Genomic DNA, 19,923 nt, shown 5'->3' with positions numbered 1-19,923 from the left:
GTCAGGAGAACGCGGCCAGGATCCGGTCCCGGAACTCGGCCATCGGCCACGGCGGCGCGTCCGGCGGCGGGAGCAGCCCGGGCGTCCAGCCCCAGTCGTCGATCCGGTCGAGCACCTCCGTGTCGCGGGTGATCACCGAGATCGGGACGTCGGAGCCCGCGCCGGGCCCGGACACCGTCGCGCCGGGCTCGTGGTCGCCCAGCAGCAGCACCACGAGGTCCCGGTCGCTCCCGGGACGATCGGCGACCCAGCCGGTGGCGCTGCGCAGCGCGTACTCCAGCGAGGTGAGGTAGTCCCCGCGCAGCGTCTCCCGGTCGAGGGAGAAGATCGTGTCGTAGGACTGCTGGCCGCCGGCGTAGGGGCCGTACACGGCACCGTCGCCGATCCCCGCCGGGTCCAGCAGCGGCGGCACCGGCGACCACGGCGCGTGGCTGGAGGTCAGGACCACGGTGCCGAGGAGCGGCCCCCGGTCGGGGCGGTCGAGCTCGAGCCGGGAGAACGCGTCGAGGGTGTACTGGTCGGGCATCGGGGACCAGCTGAACGGCGGGCCCGCGTAGCCGAGGTCGTCGCCGGCGTACACCCGCTGGTGACCGAAGAACGCGGCCTCGGGCCACTCCCGCGTCGTCGCCGGGGTGACGACGGCGGTCTCCCACCCGGCGTCGCGGAACGCGCGCGGGAGCGTGAGCCGGTCGGACGCGGTGAGCCGGTCGTGGGCGCCCTGGTCGGCGATGGAGAGCCCGGAGAACAGCGTCGCGTGGGCGAGCCAGCTGCCGCCGCCGTTGATCGGTGCGGTGAGCACGCCGCTGCGCGCGCCGTACCCGGCCGCGGTGAGGCGGGCGTCGGCCTCGGTGAGCACCGGCCGGATCCGCGGCGCCATCTCGGGAGCGTGCTGGGCGTTGCGGCCGTAGCTCTCCACGAAGGTGATCACGACGTCCTTGCCGCGCAGCGCGGACAGCAGCGCGTCGGGCGGGGCGCCGTCCCAGCCGTCGCGGGCGAGGCTCTCGGTGAGCTCGCGGCGCTCCCGCAGCGTCTCCGGGACCTGCTGGGCGCGGTGCGCGACCTCGGCGACGCCGTCGGCGGCAGCCACCGGCACCCCGGCGACGAGCCGGGCGTCGGCGACCGTGCCGACGACCAGCCAGGCGGTGGCCAGCAGTGCGGCGACGCCGACGGTGGCCCGTCGGTGCCGGGCTGCGAGCCGCCCGAGCCGGACGACCGCGCCGGCCGTGCCCGCCACCAGCCCCACCGCGACGACGCCGGCGAGCACCACGACCACGGTCCCCGCCGCCCCGGCGGTGCCGCGCAGGAAGTCGTGCGCGTTGCCGAGCAGCGACCAGTCGGACACGGCGTCGAAGCGGCGGCCCTGGAAGGTGAGGAACCCGATGTCGGCGAGCTTGAGCAGCCCGACGGCGGCGAGCAGCGTCCCCGCGAGGGCGGCGGCGACCCACCGGGCCCGTCCGGGCAGCAGGGCGAGCACCGCGGCGCCGAGCACCGCCTCGATCGGCAGCCGCAGCAGCCCGGCCGGGTCGAGGGCGACCGGGTCGGCGGGCAGCACCAGGATCACTCCGACGAGCGCGGCGCACAGCGTGGTGAACAGCGCCGCCGCGGCCCGGCGGGTGTGGAACGGGTGCCGGTCGGCCGCCCGCCAGAGCTGCACCACCGAGACGCCGAACGACCACACCAGCGCGGCCAGCGCCACCCCGACCGCGACGAGCGCGGCGGAGACGGGCAGTACCCCGGCCGCGGTCACGACCAGCACGACCCCCTGCAGGGCGGCGACGACCTTCGCCGAGTAGCGGGGCGGGAGCTCGCCGCGCAGCCACGGCGCGACCCGCCCGGCGGCGACGAACGCATAGCGCAGCAGGCCCAGCGCGGTGACCCACCAGTGCCCGGTCGTCGCGGCGACGTGTGTCGACAACACCATCAGCAGGAACGCGTCTGTCTCCATGTCGAACCGGGCGCCCAGCGCGGTCACCGTGCCGGTGCGGCGCGCGATCGGGCCGTCGACGCCGTCGAGGACGAGCGCGACGGCGGTGAGCGTCACGAGCGCGACGGTCCCGGCGCCCTCCAGACCGACCAGCGAAACGACGGCCACGGCGAGCGCGCCGCGGGCCAGGGTCACCACGCCGGCCGGACCGAGTGTGCGCTCCCCGGCGCGGCGCGCGGCCCGCAGCAGCATCGCGGCGCCGAGGGCGCCGGTGACGGCCGCGCCGGTGACCCGCAGGGCCCCGGCTCCGGTCGTCGGCACGAGCACGGCGAGGACGGCCGCGAGCAGCGCCGCGCCCGCCACGACCTGGAGGGCGACGGGGGCGGAGGCGGCGGGGCCGCTGGACTTCCGGAGCATCAGGAGTCCAGCATGCCCGACTTGTCCGGTGATCCGCCCGGCGGTGCGGTCAGGCGGGCAGGTGGCGGGCGTAGACGTCGCCCGAGCGGCCCAGCGGGCGCCGCCGGTCGAGCAGGGCGCACAGCTCGGTGGCGTCGACCCAGCGGTCCCCGGCCGAGGTGTCCCAGGTCATCGTCTCGACGGGGGAGTAGCGGTAGACGTAGTTCCCGAGGGCCTCGATGCGGGCGAGCGACTCCAGCGTCGCATCGTGCGCGGCGGGCAGGTACTCCACCGACAGCGCGGGCAGCGGACGGGACAGCCCGTCGAGGACGTCGGCCTCGAAGCCCTCGACGTCGATCTTGCAGAAGGCCGGGACGCCGTGCTCGGCGATCTGCGCGTCCAGGGTGCTGACCGGCACCTCGATCGAGGAGTCCCAGTGGACGCGGGCGAACCCGGCGTCGTCGGCGACGGTGTCGCGCCAGCGCTGGGACAGCGTCGAGACGGTGGGGGTGGCGCTGGAGACGCCGAGCCGGGCGGTGCCCTCGGCGGCGCCGAGCGCCACCGGCAGGACGGTCACGGCGTCGTCGCGGCCGAAGAACAGCCGCAGCAGCCGGGTGAAGTCCGGCTGCGGCTCGACGGCGACCACCCGCGCACCCAGGGCGCGCCACGCGCGGACCCGGTTGCCGGCGTGCGCGCCGACGTCGAAGGCGAGGTCTCCGGGGCCGAGGAACGCGGAGTAGAAGCGTCGCATCCGGCGCTGCCGGCCCGGGATCCCGTGGTAGGTCGCGAGCGAGCGGGCGATGCCGGAGGCGCGGGTGAGCACACCCCGAGCGTAGTGGACGAACGGGCAGGAAACGGACCTCGACGGTCAGGGTGTGGCCGGGCTGCGGTCGGCGGTCTCCACGACGCCGGTGAGCAGCGTGCGCTCGGTCACCCCGACGATCTCCTGGCGCGCGAGCCTGCCGTCGTGGGCGGCGAGCACGGCCCGGGTCAGCAGTGCATAGAGCGCGTCGGTCATCCACGTCGCGGACTGGGTCACGCAGAAGACCCCGCTGCGCTGCCCGCGCCGGAACAGCTCGACGAGCAGGGTGTCCATCTCGGCGTAGCGGTCCAGCACCTCGTCGCTGGACTGGGTGCGCTCGGCGAGCACCCACAGGTCCACCGACGGCAGCAGGCCGACGATGACCCGGCGCACCGCCTCGATCGGGTCGCCCTCGCCGGTGCGGGCCTCCCGGATCGCGGCGCTCCCGCGCTCCACGCCCATCTCGCTGAGCTCCTCGATCAGGGCCTCCCGCCCGTCGACGAGCCGGTGCAGGGTCGCCCGGCTGATGCCGGCGCCGGTCGCGATCTCCGACATCGACGCGGCCGGGTTCTGCACGAGCACGGTCGCGGCCGCGAGGAGCACGTCGTTCCGCTCGATGGCCACGCCGGAGACGGTAGACCTCCGTGCGTCAGACCATCGCAGCCGTTCCGACCTGCGGATTCGTCCGGAAGAAGCGGACCATCGCGTCGACGTGCTCCTCGAAGGGCGGGCAGTGCACGCCCAGCGGGCCCAGCATCGCGGTGGTCGCGTCGGTGTCGTAGTGCGACGGGTGGGTCAGGTACTCCAGCGTGCTGGAGGGGACCTTGAACAGTCGTCCGACGCCGGGCACGTGGTCGATGGAGAACGCGGCGAGCCCGACCGGCATCGGCACCACGCGCAGCTGGTTGCCGAGCCGGTCGGCGAACACCTCACACATCTCGGTCACCGTCGGCGGGGCCGGCTGGGCCAGCGCGAACGTCCGGTTCACCGCCGGACCGTGCCCGGCCAGCGCGGCGATCCCGTCGACGACGTAGTCCGAGGGCACCAGGTTGAACCGGGTCCGGGATGCAGCCCGGGGGAGCGGCACGAACGCGGTCCGGCCCTGCCGGGCCATCAGCTGCAGCAGGTAGTACGGGCCGTCGAACTTCTGCGTCGCCCCGGTGACCGAGTCCCCGACGACGACCGACGGCCGGTAGATCGACACCGGCAGGCCGGCGTCGCGGGCCTTGACCACGACCCGCTCGGCCTCGTGCTTGGTGTGGTCGTAGTGGTTGGCGAAGGGCTGGCCGAGCTCCAGGTCGGTCTCGGAGAAGATGCCGTCGTAGCGGCCCGAGACGTAGCAGGTCGACACGTACTGCAGCCGGACCAGCTCCGAGGCGGCCTCGGCGAACCGCACGACGTGCCGGGTGCCCTCGACGTTCACCGACCACGCGACGTCCGCCGGCACCGAGAGGTCGTAGACCGCGGCCAGGTGGAAGATCTCCAGCGGCCCACCGAGCAGTCTCTCCCGTTCGGCCTGCTCCAGCCCCAGCCCGTCGACGGTGATGTCCCCGACGACGAGGTCGGTGCGCCCGGCGATCTCCGGCGCCTCGCGCTCGATCCGCGCCAGGGTCGTGCGGGCCTGGTCCAGGAACTTGGCCTGCACCAGGGCGACCGCGCGCGAGTCCGGCGCGCGGCGCAGTGTCCGCGGCAGCAGGGCCGACCCGAGGAAACCGGGGAACCCGGTGAACAGCACGACACCCATCCCGGCACCGCCCTTCCGCGCGGCGTCCGTGCCGCGCCGTCGCTCCGCGGGACGGTATCCGGTACCGCCCGTACCAACCGGGTGACTGTGACCGACATCAGCCGACCGGGGTCGGTCGACCGGGGTCAGTCGACCGGGATCGGCCCACCGGGATCGGCCGTCCGGGATCAGCCGGCCCGGATCAGCGACGCGGCGTGGTCGGGCACGTCGCGCTGCACCTCGCGCGGCGGACGCTCGTAGCCCGTCGACGGCACCCGGTCCGGCAGGGTCAGCACCCGTCGCTCCACCGGCTCCCAGGGGATCGAGCCCAGCAGGTGGTGGATCATGTTGATCCGCGCGTTGCGCTTCTCCTCGGCCTCGACGATCCACCACGGCGCGTGGTCGGTGTCGGTGTGGATCAGCATGTCGTCGCGGGCGCGGGAGTAGTCGTCCCACCGGGTCATCGACTCGAGGTCCATCGGCGAGAGCTTCCACTGCTTGAGTGGGTTCTCCAGACGCTCGGCGAACCGCCGCGCCTGCTCATCGGCGCTGACCGAGAACCAGTACTTGCGCAGGTGGATGCCGTCCTCGACGAGCATGTTCTCGAACACCGGCGCCTGGCGCAGGAAGCGGCGGTACTCGGCCTCGGTGCAGAACCCCATCACCCGCTCGACGCCGGCGCGGTTGTACCAGGACCGGTCCATCAGCACGATCTCGCCGGCCGCGGGCAGCTGCTCGACGTAGCGCTGGAAGTACCACTGCCCCTTCTGCCGCTCGGTCGGAGCGGGCAGAGCGACGATCCGCGCGAACCGCGGGTTGAGGTACTGGGTGACGCGCTGGATCGCACCGCCCTTGCCGGCGGCGTCGCGCCCCTCGAAGACCACGACGACCCGTGCGCCCGAGGCCCGGACCCACTCCTGCATCTGCAGCAGCTCGCCCTGCAGGCGGAGGAGCTCGGCGTCGTAGATCTTGCGCGGCAGTCTCCTGGTCGCCATCGGGACACCCAACCAGATCGGTGCACCCGTCCCTAGCGACCCGCCCGGCGCAGTGCCTCGGAGAACACCTCGGCGATGGCGGCGTAGCCGCGGTCGTTGGGGTGGAACCGGTCGGAGGCCAGCTTGCCGCGCCAGTGCCGGGTCCGCGGGTCCCGCAGCTCGGCCAGGACAAGCCCACGGTGCCGCACGGCGTCGTCGATCAGGCCGTTGACCTGCAGCGCCGCCGCGAACGTTCCCGGTTGGTTCCCGATGAAGGCGCCCGGAGGAAGCCGGTCGACCAGTGCCGCGTACCGGTGCCCGACGCCGTCCTGGTGCCGTGGCTGCATCAGGTCGTTGGACCCGACCAGGCACAGCAGCAGCTCGGGGTGCAGTCCCTCGGCGACGGGGAGCTGGGCGTCGAGGACGTCGTCGACGCGGGCGCCGTACTGGGACAGGTTCACCAGTCGCCACCCGGGCAGCCGCCCGATCAGCTGCCCGGCCCACCCGCGCTCGGGGTGCGAGGCGCCGATGCCCTGGGCCATCGAGTCGCCGAGGACGACGCAGAGCGGGCCGGTCCGGGACAGCTCGGTGCGGTTGCGTTCCTCCCAGTGCGCCGCGTACGGCTCGATCTGCTGCTGCACGCGGCGGATCCCGGGCACGAACCGGGAGACCGCGGTGATGATCCGGCCCGGCGGGCGCCCGGTCCGGTTGGAGAAGACGGGCTCACCCGTGTCGGCCACTGCCCCAGTGAAGCAGGTTCCGCGGGGCCGGTGACCCCGGCGGGACCACCGTCGCGGAACTACCGTGGACGCCATGACGACCGTCGCACTGCTGGGGACCGGGATCATGGGCGCCGGGATGGGGCACAACATCCTCGCGGCCGGGCTGGACCTGCGGGTCTGGAACCGGACCGCGGCCAAGGCGCAGCCGCTCGCCGATGCGGGCGCGGCCCTGCACACCGACCCGGCCGACGCCGTCCGCGGCGCCGACGTCATCGTGACGATGCTCGGCGACGCCGACGACGTCACCGCCGTCCTGGAGCAGGCCGCCGACGGTCTCGCGCCGGGCCAGGTGTGGCTGCAGACCACCACCGTCGGCGTCGAGCCGTTCGACGGGCTCCGTGCGATCGCCGAGCGCCACGGCCTGACCCTGCTCGACGCGCCGGTGCTCGGCACCCGCGCGCCCGCCGAGGCCGGGCAGCTGACCGTGTTCGTCGCCGGCGACCCCGCGGCGCGCCCGGTCGTCGACCCGGTGTTCGACGCCGTTGGCCGGCAGACCGTCTGGGTCGCCGAGGACTGCGAGTCCGCGCAGGCGAGCCGGCTCAAGCTCGTCGCCAACAGCTGGGTGCTGGCCATCACTGCCGCGACCGGGGAGTCCGTCGCGCTCGCCCAGGGGCTCGGGGTGGACCCGCAGGCCTTCCTCGACGCCGTCGCCGGCGGCCCGCTGGACCTGCCCTACCTGCAGAACAAGGCGAGGGCGATCCTCGACGACGACTTCACCCCCAGCTTCACCGTGGACAACGCGGCCAAGGACGCGGGGCTGATCGTCGCCGCGGCCCAGGCCTCGGGCACCCGGCTCGACGTCGCGCCCGCGGTGCGGGACCGGCTGCTGCGGGCGTCGGAGCGCGGCCACGGCGGCGAGGACATGGCCGCCGCCTACAAGGCCTCCTGACCGAGGGCCCTGATCACCATCCGCCGATCAGGGCCTGCTCAGGTTCCTCTCAGAGCCGTCGGCGAGACTGACGCCCATGCGCATTCTGGTCGTCGACGACGACAAGGCGGTCCGGGACTCGCTGCGTCGTTCGCTGGCCTTCAACGGCTACCAGGTCGACCTCGCCGAGGACGGCCAGGTCGCGCTGGACAAGATGCTCACCGACCGGCCCGACGCGCTCGTCCTGGACGTGATGATGCCGCGCGTCGACGGTCTGGAGGTGTGCCGGCGGCTGCGCAGCGCCGGTGACGCGCTCCCGATCCTCGTGCTGACCGCCCGCGACGCGGTGTCCGACCGGGTCGCCGGGCTCGACGCCGGTGCCGACGACTACCTGCCCAAGCCGTTCGCGCTGGAGGAGCTGCTGGCCCGGCTGCGCGCGCTGCTGCGCCGCCGCACCCCCGATACCGACGACGACGCGGGCACCAGCCCCGCGCTCACCTTCGGCGACCTGTCGCTGGACCCCGACACCCGCGAGGTGACCCGCGGCGGACGGCCGATCAGCCTCACCCGCACCGAGTTCTCCCTGCTGGAGCTGCTGCTCGCGCACCCGCGCCGGGTGCTGACCCGCGCCCAGATCCTCGAGCAGGTGTGGGGTTACGACTTCCCGACCAGCGGCAACGCCCTGGAGGTCTACGTCGGCTACCTGCGCCGCAAGACCGAGGCCGAGGGCGAGCCGCGGCTGATCCACACGGTGCGCGGCGTCGGCTACGTCCTGCGGGACACCCCGCCGTGACCCAGCCGCTCCCGCTCGACGAGGAGCGGGCCGAGCGCTGGTGGCGCCGCGGGCCCGCGGCCGAGCCGGACCGAGAGCGGTTCACGCTGCGCGCCCGGATCGGGGTGCTGGCCGCACTCGTCGCCGCCGCGATGGTGCTGCTCGTGTCCGCCGCCGCGTTCCTCGTGGTGCGCCAGAACCTCACCAGCTCGCTGGACGAGACGCTGCGCCAGCGTGCCTACGCCGCCGCGCAGAGCGACCTGATCGACCCGCGGCTGCTCGCCGCGCTCCCGCCCGACGTGCTCGGCGCCGCCGACCTGCACATCGCTCTCGTCTACTCCTCGGGCATCGCGACCTCGGCCGACGAGTCGTCGCGGCCGCCGCTGGGGGAGCCGGAGATCGCCGTCGCCCAGGGCAGGCCGACCCAGCCGGGACGCACCGCCGATCTCGACGGCGTGCCGTACCGGATCGTCGCCGTCCGGGCCGGGGACGGCCGTGCGCTGGTGCTGGCCCAGCGGCTCGACACGATGACCCGGGTGGTGACCCGGATGGGCACCGCGCTGCCGATCGTCGGGCTCGGCGGTGTCGTGCTGGCCGCGCTCGCCGGGGTCGCGGTCGCCCGGACCGGGCTGCGGCCGGTGCTGCGGCTCACTGCGGCGACCGAACGCGTCGCCAAGACCGGTGACCTGCGCCCGATCCCCGTCTCCGGGTCCGACGAGCTCGCCCGGCTCACCCAGTCGTTCAACACGATGCTCGGCGCGCTGGCCGCGTCGCGGGAACAGCAGCGCCGGCTCGTCGCCGACGCCGGGCACGAGCTGCGCACCCCGCTGACCTCGCTGCGCACCAACCTGGAGCTCCTCGCCTCCGCCGACCGGCCGGACACCCCCGACCTGCCGGCCCAGGACCGCACCGAGCTGCTCGACGACGTCCGCGCCCAGGTCGAGGAGCTGTCCCACCTCGTGGGTGACCTCGTCGAGCTCGCCCGCGACGACGCCCCGACCATGACGAGCGAGGCACTGGAGCTCACCGAGATCGTCGACCGCGCCCTGGACCGGGTGAAGCGGCGGGCGGGGGAGGTCGACTTCGAGGTCCACCGGACCCCGTGGATCCTCGACGGCGACGCCAGCGCGCTCGAACGTGCCGTGCTGAACCTGCTCGACAATGCCGTGAAGTGGAGCCCGCCCGGCGGCACCGTGCGGCTGTCGATGGTGCCGATCTCGCCGGAGTGGCTGGTCATCGAGGTCGCCGACGAGGGCGACGGGATCGCCGCCGAAGACCTGCCGCACGTGTTCGACCGCTTCTACCGGGCCGACACCTCGCGCACCATGCCCGGCTCCGGGCTGGGGCTGTCCATCGTCGCGCAGGCGGCGGCGCGGCACGGGGGAGAGGTGCGGGCCGGGCGCGCCCCGGAGGGCGGCGCGCTGCTCTCGATGGCCCTGCCAGGCCGGTACGTGGCGGAGCCGGACAGCCCATAACCTGGTGCGACACCCCGTGACGGGGTGGTGCTCCTGTGAGACGACGGACGGTGGACGCATGACCCAGGACAACCCGCCCGACGAGCCGACCCGCACCGGAGCGGGGACGTCCGGCGGGGACTCCGGGGACGGTTCCGGCCGCGACGGCGCGACCCCCGCCCCCGCGGGACCGGCGGGGCCCTCCGGCGACACCGACACCGAGCAGGACGGACCGCGGTCCGTCTCGTCCGCGGCCCCCGGTGACGGATCTGCGTCGGACGGGTCCGCCGACGGCCCGGCCACCGGCTCACCGGGCGCTGCCGGGGACGGTGTCGACGCGGGCCCGGCCGATGACACCGCCGCGGCCGGTCCGGGTGGGGAGTCCGCGCCGGCACCTGCGGCCTCCGACGGCGGCGCGTCCACCGGCTCCGGCACGACCGCCGCGTCGAGGGCCGGCGTGACCGGCGTCTCCGGAACGGCCCCCGCGTCCCCCGGCACCCCGGCCGACGAGGACGCCGCCCCGCAACCCGACCACCGCCCCGACACCGAGGCCGTCTCCACCCAGGACCCGCCCACCGACCGCTGGGCCGTGCCCGCCAACCCGTGGGCCCGCCCCGGCTCCACCGCCGCCGACGCGCCCGCCGCGGGCTCCGGCGGTGCCGCGCCCGACGCGGACACCCGGGACGGCCCGACGGACACGACGCCGGTGCCGGCGGACGGCACCCGGGAGCTCCCGGCGCACCCGGGCGCGACCAGTGCACCGGCCCCCGGCGGGCCCACCCCGCCCCCGTGGGCCGTCGGCGCCCCACCCGCCTCGCCGCGTCCGCCCGGCCGCGGACGCCGGGGAGTCGTCCTGGTCGCGGCCGGGCTGCTCATCGCGCTGGTCGCGGGTGCCCTCGGCGGGCTGGTCGGCGCGCGCATCGCGGGCGGGTCCGGGGGTACGGCACCGGCCGGATCGATCGAGGCCGTCGCCGCGAAGGTGCTGCCCGCCGTCGTCCAGATCAGGGTCGACGGCGGCGCGGGCAACGTCGGTGACCGCGGCGAGGGATCCGGCATGATCGTCGGCAGCGACGGCCTGATCCTCACCAACAACCACGTCGTCGCCCCGGCGGCCCAGGGCGGGACGCTGCGCGTGGTCCTGCAGGACGGCCGCTCCGCCATCGGGTCGATCGTCGGGCAGGACCCGCAGTCCGACATCGCGCTCGTGCGCACCGACCTGCCGGGCCTGAAGACGGTCGAGCTCGGCGACTCCGACCGCGTCCGGGTCGGTCAGCAGGTCACCGCGTTCGGGGCGCCGCTCGGGCTCGGCGGTTCGGTCACCACCGGCATCGTCTCGGCCGTCGACCGGGCCGTCGGCATCCCCGCCGAGTCGGGTGCGCCGGGGGCGAGCGACACCGTGCTGAACGCGATCCAGACCGACGCTGCCATCAACCCCGGCAACTCCGGGGGCCCGCTGGTGGATGCCGACGGCCGGGTCGTAGGCATCAACTCCGCGATCGCGACGGCCGGGCCGGGCGGCGGCTCGATCGGCGTCGGCTTCTCTATCCCGATCAACCAGGCCCGCCGCATCGCCGACCAGCTGCGTTCCGGCGGCAAGGCCACGCACGCCGTGCTCGGCGTGACCGTCGGCAACGACCCGCAGCTGCGCGGCGCGGTGATCCAGGAGGTCACCCCGGACGGCGCGGCCGCGAAGGCCGGACTGCGTCTGCAGGAGATCGTCGCCCGGCTGGGTGACCAGCGGGTCACCACCGGCACGGACCTGCAGGCCGCGGTGCGGTCGCAGCCGCCGGGCAGCGTCGTCCAGCTTGAGGTCCTCGACGCGGGCGGGGCGACCCGGACCGTCGAGGTGACGCTGGGCGAGCAGTGACGGCCCGCCCGGGTGGACGTCGTCCGACCGGACGGGGCCGTGCGGGTGGTGCGAACGGCAGGTCGTTGACGGGTGAAGAACCGTCGTGATGGGGTGGTCCGGCATTCGGTGGTGCCCCATCGAATGCGCCCGGAGTGTCGTGCCGGTGCCGGTCCCCCCTCCCGGCACCGGTACGGCCTCCCCCGGGGTGGCCCCGGGCCGGCGCTAGGGTGACGGCATGGAGATGTCGGGTCCGCAGATCGGCCGTGCTCTCGTGGTGATCGTCGACGACCGGGTCAGTGCGGGTGAGCGGTCCGACGGCACCGGTCCGCTGGTCACCGAGCTGCTGGAGGAGGCCAACTTCCTCGTCGACGGCGTGGTCTCGGCCCCCGGCGACGTGGTGGCCATCCGCAGCGCGCTGAACACGGCCGTGATCGGCGGCGTCGACCTGGTCGTGACCGTCGGCGGAACGGGCGTGTCGCCCCGCGACGTGACCCCGGACGCCACCACCGGTGTGCTCGACCGGCCGGTACCGGGCATCGCCGAGGCCATCCGCGCCTCCGGTCTCGCCGCCGGAGCGGTCGACGCCGGAGTGTCCCGTGGCGTCGTCGGCGTCTCGGGCAGCACGCTGGTGGTCAACCTGGCCGCGTCCCGCGCGGCCGTCCGCGACGGCATGGCCACACTGACCCCGCTCGTCCCGCACGTCATCTCGGAGCTGTCCGGCCTCGACGACTGACCCGGTCATGCGGCCGGTCCCACGACCGAAACGGGCCCCGGCGGATGCCGGGGCCCGTTCGTCGTGTGGTCAGCTCGCCGGGGGCACCGGCGGGACGCCGCCGTCGTCCTTGCGCTCCGGCGGGACCGGCGGCACGGCCGGCGGCTGCTGCGACGCGGCCGGGTTGCCCTGCGGCTTCAACGCGTCACCGCCGGGCGGGGCGGGCGGCACCGGCGGGACGGCGTCGCCGTGCGTGCCGGCGCCGGGAGCGGCCGGGTCGTGGTGCCCGAGCGCGCCCTCGACCTTGCCCTTCACCCCGTCGATCTGCTCCGAGTACTTGCCGCCCGTGGCCTGGTCGACCTTCTCCGCGGCCTTCCCGACGAGCGGGCCGGCCTTCTCCTTGGCCTTGTCCAGGTGCGGGCCCGCCTGCTCCAAGGCCTTGTCCAGGTGCGGCTTCGCCTTCTCGATCGCGTTCTCGGCAGCCTCGCGTGCCTTGTCCAGGAACCCCATGAGCGGTCCACCTCTCCTGTCGCCGCCCGGGGACCCCGGACGGATGCGTACGGCTGCCTCCATGGTGGCACCCGGACGCGTCGCCGTGGGGCCTCGCGAGCCCGGCACGGCACGGTGACGCGGGATCGGTGTCCACCCGCGCCGCCCGCGCACGGCACCATGGAGCCATGAGCGAGCCCGCGGACCGGACGCGCCGACGGATCGAGGAGATCTTCGGCGACGACCCCTCGACCACCACCGACGAGCGGGCCGACTACGGCGCCGCCGACGAGCGCGACTCCGCGGACCCCGACCGCTGGTTCACCGAGAACCGCCCTCCGCACCACGGCGGCTGAGCCGCCGGGCCCGGCGGCTCAGAGACCGAGCGCGGCCCGCACCGCTGGGACGGCGCGGCGCGACACCGGGATCCGTTCGGCACCGGCCCGGTCGGTGGCCACCGTCATGCCGTCCGGTCCGCGGTGCACGCTCCGGATTCGCGCGGCGTTCACCAGGTGTCCACGGTGCAGCCGGAGGAACCCGGCGGGCTCCAGCTCGCGGGCCAACCGGTCGATCCCGCGGTGCGCCGCCCGCAGCACACCGACGTCGGTGACCAGCCAGACGTCGTGGCCGTCGGCGCGGGCGTGCCGGACGTCGTCGCGGGCCAGCAGGTGCAGCCGCCCGCCCCGTCCGACCGCGGCGACCCGGTCCGGCGCGTCCCCGGCGAGGGTGGGAGCCGGGACCGGCAGCACGTCGTCGGTGCCCGCCCCGGTGCCACCGGCGCCGCCCGTGTCACCCGCGGCGCCGACGACGACCGTCCCCGACCAGGTATCGCCCCCGCAGGCCCGGACCAGCGCCGGTGCGACGGCCCGGCCGAGCGCCCGGCCGCCGTCGGAGCGGGGGAGCAGGCCCCGCCGGCGGGCCGCCGAGTTCGCCGCGACGACCCGGCCGCCGCCGTCGAGCGCGAGCAGCGGTCGCGGTTCGCGCCGGTCCAGGTCGACGAAGGCACCCGCCAGCACGGCGCTGGAGCGGGCCGCGGCGTCGCACAGCACACGGAGCGCGGGGCCGGTGGCGAGGAGCAGGTCGTCGGGGCGGACCGGCAGGCAGTGGCCCCGGGTGGAGACGGTCAGCGCTGCCACCGCCGTGCCGAGCACCGGGTCGCACACCGCCGTCGACACACAGCTGTGGTCGTGCAATGCCGAGCTCCAGTGCTCCGGCCCCCGCACGCAGACCGCCCGTGGGTGGGCGAGCGCCGTCCCGGCACCGTTGGTCCCGGCCCGCGCCTCGGCCCAGACGCTGCCCGGGGCCGGGGCGCACTCGCCCGAACCGCGTGCCGCCCACGAGGCCAGCACCCGGCCGTCGCCGTCGGTGACCGCGGCGACGCACCCGTCGTGCCTGCCGGGGATCCCCGCCGCGACGGCGCCGAGCATCGTGAACACCGAGGCGTGGTCCCGGCGGTAGACCACGTCGTCCCGCACGGGGGCCTGCACCGGCGCGAGCGGGTCGAGCCGGTGGCGGTCCCGGCAGCGCAACCAGGACAGCGCGATCGACAACGGCACGTCCGCGGGCACCTCGTCGCCCGCCGCGAAGCGCTCCCACGCGTCCCGGGTGCGGGCGAAGGCCGATGAGCCGTCCCGGTCGGGCATCAGCGCACCCCCGGAACGGTGCCGATGCCCTCCATGGATCGGGTGAAGGGGAGCGGGTCGCCGTCGGCGAAGACGTCGGGGTCGTAGCCGGGGTCGGTCATGACGCCCCAGGTGCGACGGCGCTGCATGGCCAGGTTGCCGGCGTCGTAGAGGGGGAAGACGGCGGCCTCGCGGTAGAAGCGCTCCATCGGGAACCGGCGGTCCAGGGCGTTCACCCCGACCACCCGCATGCAGTCGTTCACCACCTGGCTGACGAGCTCGGTGCAGAACGTCTTCGACATCCCGGCGAGCGCCTGACCCTGCCCGTCGTGCCGGTCCAGGTAGTGCGCGGCCTTCCAGCACAGGTAGCGGGCCGCCTCGATCCGCGCCGCGACGTCGGCGAGCAGGTTCCCGACCGCCTGGTGCTCGATCACCGGCGCCGAGCCGCCGCCGGTGAAGGTCCGCGCCCACTTGAGCGTGAACTCGAAGGCGGCCCGTGCGACGCCGACCGCGGCGATCCCGGCGATCGGGCCCGACCAGGTGAAGGCCCGGTTGATGAGCAGGTCCCCGTCGCCGTGGGCGAAGACGTTCTCCTCGGGGACACGGACGCCGCGGAAGGTCATCGTCACGTTCTGGCAGGTGCGGTGGGCCATCTTGTCGATCACCTCGAACGACAGCCCCGGCGTGCCCCGCTCGACGACGACGGCGCTCAGTGCCGAGGTCCCGCCCGCGGTGCGGTCGGTCCGCACGATGCAGACGCTGAGGTCGGCGCCCCGCAGGTCCCAGCCGCCCGCGTTGCACGGCCAGTGCTTCTCCCCGTGCAGGACGTACTCGCCGCGGGCGCGGTCGTGGGTGGCGACGAGCTGGATGCCGGCCCGCCGGTCGGGGTGGTCGAAGTTCGCGGTCCCGCCCCGCTCGCTCACCGCCCACCCGGCCAGGAAGCGACCGGTGGGGTCACCGGTGGCGCGCCGGATCCACCGGTCGCGCAGCTCCTCGGGGGCGGCCCAGAGCAGCGGCTTCAGGGCGAGGCCGTTGACCAGCAGGGTCGTCGCGAAGCCGGGGTCGACCGCGCACAGCTCCTCGACCGCGATCAGGAAGTCCACCTGGGACAGCCCGCCGCCGCCGAGCTCACGGGGCAGGAACAGCGTGGTCAGCCCGGCGGCGTAGGCGGCCTCGTAGGCGGGTCGGGTCGCCCGGAACGCCTCCTGTGGGTCGGGCAGCGACTCGGCCCGCTCGACGACCGGGCGCAGCACCTCCCGGGCGAACTCACGAGCCCGGCGCTTCAGATCGCGTTGGGAACGGGAGAGCGTGAAGTCGACGGCCATCGGTCACCTCCTGCGGCTCCGGTCACCGGGGGGAGTCGGGCCCGTGGCCGCGGAAGCCGGTCCCGGTGAGCTCGAGGGCTCCGCGCAGCCCGATGTCGTTGTCCGCGATGTCGTCGAGGGTCGCGGCGTCGAGCACCGCGAAGTAGGCGTCCAGCGCGTCGGAGAACACGTTCCGGGCCCCGCACACCCCCGCGATCCGGCAGTAGCGCGCCGGCCCCAGGCACTCGACGACGGCGAAGTCGCTCTCCATCGCCCGCATCACGGCCCCGACCGTGATCGACGACGGCCGCGCGGCCAGCCGCACACCGCCGCCCCGCCCGCGGGAGGTCGCGACGAGCCCGGCGGCGGCGAGCCGCTGGACGACCTTCTCCAGGTGGTGGCGGGAGACGCGGTGGGCGTCGGCCATCTCGCCGACCGAGCCCCGCCCGCCCGGGGCGACCCGGAGGTACATGAGGACACGGAGGGCGTAGTCGGCGTGGCTGGTGTGTTTCACGGGCGCGTGTGCTCCTCGTCGCCGGGGATGAAAGCAGTATTCGATCTACCGGTTACTGCTGTGTTTCCCCAGGTGAAGCTCGTGTGGCGACCCTCGGAGCGGTGCCGTCGGCGCCGCCGTGGCGCTCCCGGGCGCTGCACGAGGGTGTCGCGAAACCGCCCGTGACGGGGGTGGCGCCGCTCGTGACACGGACCTTCCGTCGACGGCGCCGCGGGCCCGATGGTCGGCGGCCACCGAGCCAGTTCCGAACCGGTACGCCGGGTACCGGTTCCGGCCCGGTGCCGTCCCCGATCCCGATGCGAAGGGAAGCGCCATGCCTGTCGACTTCACCTTGTCCGACGAGCAGCGCAAGCTGCAGCACGACGTCCGTGCGTTCTCCGAGAACGTCCTCCAGCCGGTCGTCGCGGCGGCGGACGCCGAGCCCGACCCGCTCGAGGGCTTCCGGATGACCAAGGGCGCCTACGTCGAGGCGTACAAGGCGGGCATCGCCATGTGCATGCTGCCCGCCGAGTACGGCGGCGGAGGGGTCTCCTGCGTCGACCTGGTCATCGCCGCCGAGGAGATCTGCGCGGTCGACCCCGGCTTCGCCTGCACCGTGCTCTGCAACGGCCTCGGCCTCATGCCCATCGCCTGGTACGGCAGCGACGAGCAGAAGGAACGCATCCTGCGGGCCGCCACCTCCGACCCGACCGGCACCTACCTGGGCGGGTGGACCGCGAGCGAGCCGCCGGGCAACCCGGCCGGCACCGCGAACTTCGACATCCCGCTGCCGCGCCCGGCCGGCGTCGGACTCACCGCCGTCCGCGACGGCGACCACTTCGTCGTCAACGGGCGCAAGTACTGGCCGTCCTCGGCTGGGTGGGACGAGACCGGCGTGAACGCCGGGACCCTCATTGAGCCCTTTTCAACCTGCCGTTCCGGCAGCTCAGGGGCCTGGTTGTGTGGGTGCAGACGCCGAGCTGGCGAGCCGGTGACCTGTGCAGCTGTGGTCAGAGCAGTTGCGCTGCAACCTTCGCGATCTCCTGACGCAGAAGCTCGCTGGTCAGGTTGAAAAAGGCTCATTGTCCGGACCGACTCCGAGGCGGGTGGCACCGAGGGACTGTCCGCGCTGATCCTGGAGGGCGGTACGCCGGGCGTCACCTTCCGCCACCTCGACAAGATCGGTCACCGGCTGGCCTCGAACGCCGAGATCGTGTTCACCGACGCCCGGATCCCGGTGGAGAACCTCCTCCCCGGCGCCGAGGGCAACGGCGACCTCGTGATCAACCGGAACTTCGCCTGGTCCGGGCCGGTGGCGGCGATCGCGGCGGTGGGCATGGCCCGCACCGCCTACGAGACGGCCCTGGACTTCGCCCGCAACAACACCGCGGGCGCCCTGAAGCCGATCATCGAGTTCCAGAACGTCGGCTACGTGCTCGGCGACGTCGCGTCGAAGATCGAGATGGCGCGCTACTTCTGCTGGCGGGCCGCCGACTACCTGGACAAGCACGACCAGCACGCCGAGCTCGTCGGCGCGATGAACAAGATCCAGGTGACCGAGATGATGATCGACTGCGTGTACAAGTGCATGCAGATCGTCGGCGTCAACAGCCTGGAGACCGCCAACGGCTTCGGCAAGCTGCTGCGCGAGGTCGCGGTGCTCCCGATCTACGACGGCGGCAACATGGGCATGCAGCGCCGCCGCGTCCACGGCATCCTCGCCGATCCGCTGTTCAACCCGCGGGCGATCATGGACGACGACATGGTCGTCTTCGGCAAGCAGCACGAGTCGATCGGCACGATCGCCGGCTGACCGACCGGGTGCCCGGCCGCGTGCCGGGCACCCGACGCCGGCGGCCCCCGGTGCCGCCGCGCTCATCGCAGGGTCACAGTGACCTCGCCGGCCAGCGTCGCCGCCGCCACCGCGGTCGCCTCCGCCTCGGGCAGCGCGACCAGGACCAGAGGCCCCGGGTCCGCCCGCGCTCCGGCGGCCCCTGCGGCGGGCGGCAGCACCGCCACCACCCCGGCCCGGGCGGCCAGCACACGTGCGCCGTCCGGGCCGCCCGCCACGACGTCCACCCGGGAGCCGGGGGACAACAGCGCGGCCACCGCCGGGTCGGCCGGGCGCAGCGGCACCGCCGAGGCGCCCGGCCCTCCGGTGACGACGGCGAGCGCGGACCCGACCAGCCGCAGCTCACCGATCGGCTCGCCCGCGGCCACCGGTCCGGCGAGCAGCCGCCCGGCCACGGCGGCGGGCGCGGTCAGCGCACCGGCGGGGGCGAGGGCGGGCGGCCAGGCGGCCACGACCACGTCGGCCGGGCCCAGCGCCGTGCCGGGGGCGAGGTCGCGCGCCGCGACCAGCACCGGGACCCGCTCGTCACCTGCGGCGGGGAGCAGCGCCACCACCACGGCCGCGACCGCGAGAGCAGCGGCCAGCACACGGCGGGCCAACAACGCCCGTGACCAGGCGGGCCGCCGCAGCAACCGGTCCCACGGCCGGTCCGCCCGCTGTGTCTCCTCCGCCATGACCGTCCCTCCGCCGTCGTGGTTCCGACGCTAGGGCGGGACGCGGCTCAGAACGGGCCGATCCACCGGCCTGTGGACAACTCGGCCGGTTGTGGACGGATCAGGAGGCGGCGGCCTTCGAGGACGAGGCGGTGGACGACGTCGAGGACGACGAGCTGCCCGAGTCCGAGGAGGACGAGGAGCCCGACGAGGAGGAGTCCGACGACGAGCTCGACGACGAGCTGTCGGACTTCGCCGACTCGGAGGAGGACCCGCTGCTGACCGAACCCGAGCGGGAGTCGGTGCGGTAGAAGCCGCTGCCCTTGAAGACGATGCCCACCGAGGAGAAGACCTTGCGCAGCGTCCCGCCGCAGTTCGGGCAGGTGCTGAGGGCATCGTCGGAGAACGACTGCACCGCCTCGAAGCGGTGGTCACACGCGGTGCATGCGTACTGGTAGGTCGGCACAACATCCTCCGGACGAACTGGGGCGGTGCCCGCCCATGGGCTGGCACTCGATGAGAGCGAGTGCCAGCATACTCCGCGGCGACGGGCGGGCCGACCCGTCCACACGGTCAGGGCGAGAGATGCACCACCCCGTCACGGGGCAGGGCGACCGCCCCCACCGCGATGTCGTGGTCCTCGGCCGGGACCTCGTCGCGCAGCTCGCCGTCGTACAGCGGGACGACCAGCAGGGCGCCGGGCGCGGCGAGCGCGAGCGTCCGGTCGTAGAAGCCGCCGCCGCGGCCCAGCCGTCGTCCGCGCCGGTCGACGGCCAGCGCGGGCACCACGACCAGGCCCGCCGTCGCGAGCGTGGCGGGTCCGAGCCGGGGACCGGTCGGTTCGACGACCCCGAGCGGCCCGGGCGCCAGGTCGTCCGGCCCCCGGTAGACGGTCCAGTCCAGCGGCCCCGGCTCGTCCGGCACCACCGGGGCGAGGAGCTCGTGGCCCGCGGCGACCAGGGCGTCGGGCAGTGACGGCACGTCCGGCCCCGCACCGCCGGGTTCGGTGCCGATCGGCAGGTAGCAGGCCACCGGGCCGGGCGTCGCGGCGGCGAGCGCGCACAGGTGCGCCGACAGCGCTGCGGCCGCCGCGGCCCGGCCGGTGACCGGGCGCCCGCGACGCTCCGCCAGCAGCAGCCGCCGCAGTGCCCGCTTGGCTTCACCGGGTCGTCCACCCTGATCAGGCGACGATCCACCCCCGTCCCCCGCGCGAGCCGTCACGGCTCCAGGCTAGAGCTGTGGCTAGGCTCGCCG

The 19,923-nt window shown here is 74.8% G+C and carries 21 protein-coding genes; 8 read left to right on the top strand and 13 right to left on the bottom strand.

Going from position 1 to position 19,923, the window contains the following annotated elements:
• Position 1 precedes the first annotated feature (1 nt).
• From XF36_RS33020 to XF36_RS21450, 6 genes are all read right to left on the bottom strand, one after another.
• On the bottom strand, positions 2-2,341 hold the full coding sequence (locus tag XF36_RS33020) for a CDP-alcohol phosphatidyltransferase family protein (RefSeq protein WP_060713351.1): 2,340 nt from the start codon (positions 2,339-2,341) through the stop codon (positions 2-4).
• Between the two features lie 49 nt (positions 2,342-2,390).
• Positions 2,391-3,143 carry an FkbM family methyltransferase gene (locus tag XF36_RS21470; protein ID WP_060713350.1) on the bottom strand — a complete coding sequence of 251 codons (753 nt, stop codon included), beginning with the start codon at positions 3,141-3,143 and terminating at the stop codon, positions 2,391-2,393.
• A 45-nt stretch (positions 3,144-3,188) separates the two neighbouring features.
• A complete protein-coding gene (locus XF36_RS21465; protein WP_060713349.1) occupies positions 3,189-3,746 on the bottom strand; it encodes a TetR/AcrR family transcriptional regulator in 558 nt (185 codons plus the stop codon).
• 25 nt (positions 3,747-3,771) lie between these two features.
• Positions 3,772-4,866 carry an SDR family oxidoreductase gene (locus XF36_RS21460; RefSeq protein ID WP_060713348.1) on the bottom strand — a complete coding sequence of 365 codons (1,095 nt, stop codon included), beginning with the start codon at positions 4,864-4,866 and terminating at the stop codon, positions 3,772-3,774.
• A 167-nt stretch (positions 4,867-5,033) separates the two neighbouring features.
• The gene (gene ppk2, locus XF36_RS21455) at positions 5,034-5,840 is read right to left on the bottom strand and encodes a polyphosphate kinase 2 (protein WP_060713347.1); all 807 of its coding nucleotides are present in this window, start codon (positions 5,838-5,840) and stop codon (positions 5,034-5,036) included.
• Positions 5,841-5,872: 32 nt separating this feature from the next.
• Positions 5,873-6,559 carry an SGNH/GDSL hydrolase family protein gene (locus XF36_RS21450; RefSeq protein WP_060713346.1) on the bottom strand — a complete coding sequence of 229 codons (687 nt, stop codon included), beginning with the start codon at positions 6,557-6,559 and terminating at the stop codon, positions 5,873-5,875.
• Between the two features lie 73 nt (positions 6,560-6,632).
• On the opposite strand from XF36_RS21450, the gene XF36_RS21445 reads away from it, so the two are divergent.
• The 5 genes from XF36_RS21445 (at position 6,633) to XF36_RS21425 (ending at position 12,277) form a co-directional block, all read left to right on the top strand.
• Positions 6,633-7,490 carry an NAD(P)-dependent oxidoreductase gene (locus tag XF36_RS21445; RefSeq protein ID WP_060714884.1) on the top strand — a complete coding sequence of 286 codons (858 nt, stop codon included), beginning with the start codon at positions 6,633-6,635 and terminating at the stop codon, positions 7,488-7,490.
• Positions 7,491-7,566: 76 nt separating this feature from the next.
• Entirely contained in the window at positions 7,567-8,262 is a 696-nt protein-coding gene (locus tag XF36_RS21440; protein ID WP_060713345.1) for a response regulator transcription factor, read from the top strand.
• Entirely contained in the window at positions 8,259-9,716 is a 1,458-nt protein-coding gene (locus XF36_RS21435) for a sensor histidine kinase (RefSeq protein WP_060713344.1), read from the top strand. Before XF36_RS21440 ends, XF36_RS21435 begins: the two co-directional genes overlap by 4 nt.
• A 58-nt stretch (positions 9,717-9,774) precedes the next feature.
• Entirely contained in the window at positions 9,775-11,562 is a 1,788-nt protein-coding gene (locus tag XF36_RS34435; RefSeq protein WP_060713343.1) for a trypsin-like peptidase domain-containing protein, read from the top strand.
• Between the two features lie 223 nt (positions 11,563-11,785).
• Entirely contained in the window at positions 11,786-12,277 is a 492-nt protein-coding gene (locus tag XF36_RS21425) for a MogA/MoaB family molybdenum cofactor biosynthesis protein (protein WP_369804864.1), read from the top strand.
• A gap of 69 nt (positions 12,278-12,346) precedes the next feature.
• On the opposite strand, the gene XF36_RS21420 is transcribed toward XF36_RS21425, so the two are convergent.
• Positions 12,347-12,766 (bottom strand): antitoxin, encoded by a 420-nt coding sequence (locus XF36_RS21420; protein WP_060713342.1) that lies wholly within the window; start codon positions 12,764-12,766, stop codon positions 12,347-12,349.
• A gap of 167 nt (positions 12,767-12,933) precedes the next feature.
• Between XF36_RS21420 and XF36_RS32625 the strand changes: the two genes are divergently transcribed.
• Positions 12,934-13,101, top strand: a complete 168-nt coding sequence (locus tag XF36_RS32625) for a hypothetical protein (protein ID WP_168169545.1) — start codon at positions 12,934-12,936, stop codon at positions 13,099-13,101.
• A gap of 18 nt (positions 13,102-13,119) precedes the next feature.
• On the opposite strand, the gene XF36_RS21415 is transcribed toward XF36_RS32625, so the two are convergent.
• Genes XF36_RS21415 through XF36_RS21405 form a run of 3 tightly spaced genes read right to left on the bottom strand, consistent with a single transcriptional unit; the run spans position 13,120 to position 16,185 of the window.
• Positions 13,120-14,388 carry a DNA-binding protein gene (locus XF36_RS21415; RefSeq protein ID WP_060713341.1) on the bottom strand — a complete coding sequence of 423 codons (1,269 nt, stop codon included), beginning with the start codon at positions 14,386-14,388 and terminating at the stop codon, positions 13,120-13,122.
• Positions 14,388-15,692 (bottom strand): acyl-CoA dehydrogenase family protein, encoded by a 1,305-nt coding sequence (locus XF36_RS21410; RefSeq protein ID WP_060713340.1) that lies wholly within the window; start codon positions 15,690-15,692, stop codon positions 14,388-14,390. The genes XF36_RS21415 and XF36_RS21410 overlap by 1 nt, the downstream gene beginning before the upstream one ends.
• Before the next feature lie 22 nt (positions 15,693-15,714).
• On the bottom strand, positions 15,715-16,185 hold the full coding sequence (locus tag XF36_RS21405; protein ID WP_060713339.1) for an RrF2 family transcriptional regulator: 471 nt from the start codon (positions 16,183-16,185) through the stop codon (positions 15,715-15,717).
• A 313-nt stretch (positions 16,186-16,498) separates the two neighbouring features.
• Here XF36_RS21405 and XF36_RS29640 point away from each other — a divergent pair, with 313 nt between their 5' ends.
• Together XF36_RS29640 and XF36_RS29635 are read left to right on the top strand one after the other, a co-directional pair.
• Positions 16,499-17,236 carry an acyl-CoA dehydrogenase family protein gene (locus XF36_RS29640; protein ID WP_238588981.1) on the top strand — a complete coding sequence of 246 codons (738 nt, stop codon included), beginning with the start codon at positions 16,499-16,501 and terminating at the stop codon, positions 17,234-17,236.
• 141 nt (positions 17,237-17,377) lie between these two features.
• The gene (locus XF36_RS29635) at positions 17,378-17,977 is read left to right on the top strand and encodes an acyl-CoA dehydrogenase family protein (RefSeq protein ID WP_238588980.1); all 600 of its coding nucleotides are present in this window, start codon (positions 17,378-17,380) and stop codon (positions 17,975-17,977) included.
• A 62-nt stretch (positions 17,978-18,039) separates the two neighbouring features.
• Here XF36_RS29635 and XF36_RS21395 read toward each other — a convergent pair whose 3' ends face one another.
• From XF36_RS21395 to XF36_RS21385, 3 genes are all read right to left on the bottom strand, one after another.
• Positions 18,040-18,690 carry an SAF domain-containing protein gene (locus tag XF36_RS21395; RefSeq protein ID WP_060713338.1) on the bottom strand — a complete coding sequence of 217 codons (651 nt, stop codon included), beginning with the start codon at positions 18,688-18,690 and terminating at the stop codon, positions 18,040-18,042.
• Between the two features lie 100 nt (positions 18,691-18,790).
• A complete protein-coding gene (locus XF36_RS30725; RefSeq protein WP_082375559.1) occupies positions 18,791-19,135 on the bottom strand; it encodes an FmdB family zinc ribbon protein in 345 nt (114 codons plus the stop codon).
• Positions 19,136-19,242: 107 nt separating this feature from the next.
• A complete protein-coding gene (locus XF36_RS21385) occupies positions 19,243-19,890 on the bottom strand; it encodes a 5-formyltetrahydrofolate cyclo-ligase (RefSeq protein ID WP_238588979.1) in 648 nt (215 codons plus the stop codon).
• Between the last annotated feature and the right edge of the window lie 33 nt (positions 19,891-19,923).

It is taken from the genome of Pseudonocardia sp. HH130629-09, from assembly GCF_001294645.1.
Lineage (GTDB): Bacteria > Actinomycetota > Actinomycetes > Mycobacteriales > Pseudonocardiaceae > Pseudonocardia.
The sequence above is the reverse complement of the archived record's forward strand: the minus strand, read 5'-3'. Positions and strand labels throughout refer to the sequence as shown.